The sequence below is a fragment of the Mammaliicoccus fleurettii genome (genome assembly GCF_003970575.1).
GTDB lineage: Bacteria > Bacillota > Bacilli > Staphylococcales > Staphylococcaceae > Mammaliicoccus > Mammaliicoccus fleurettii.
Window position 1 is genome coordinate 1 of the sequence record NZ_RXWZ01000067.1, and the last position, 523, is coordinate 523.

A 523-nucleotide genomic window follows, 5' to 3' on the forward strand; every position below is an offset into this window, starting at 1 on the left:
CAGATCTACGGATTTTCGCCATGCCACGAAATTAGCATCATGCTAGCAAGTTAAGCGAACACTGACATGATAAATTAGTGGTTAGCTATACTTTTTTACTTTGCAACAGAACCATTTTTTATATAGGTTAAATATATATCAATTAGACGCAGTGTACAATTACTATAAATTGAAAAAATAAACCCTTTTAATCGTGTTCATTAAAATTATGTAATAGACGTATTATCTTAAAATGTTGGTTGTAATTTTATCAATAATGTCTGTTAAGTCGTTTGGAGTTTCTTGTTTACATTTATCAATCTTTTCTTGAAGTACGTCTAAAACAGCGTTACTAAAAATACCAAAAGTAATAGTAACTTGTAACAAATAACATGTTACTATTACAATAATAAAGAGTTTAATAGATGTCGGCACTGAACCCCTAAAATGGGAGCTTAATAAAAACACTATTTTCTAGGCTGCTAATTTCCTGAATTCTATAGGAGATAAGTAGCCTAGTTTTTGTTGAATTCTAACTTTATTA

1 protein-coding gene is annotated in these 523 nt (G+C 29.1%); it reads right to left on the minus strand.

Going from position 1 to position 523, the window contains the following annotated elements; translation table 11 throughout:
• Window positions 1-222: 222 nt before the first annotated feature.
• Complete coding sequence (locus CD129_RS06065) at window positions 223-414, minus strand: hypothetical protein (RefSeq protein ID WP_115336970.1); 192 nt, start codon at window positions 412-414, stop codon at window positions 223-225.
• Window positions 415-523 lie beyond the last annotated feature (109 nt).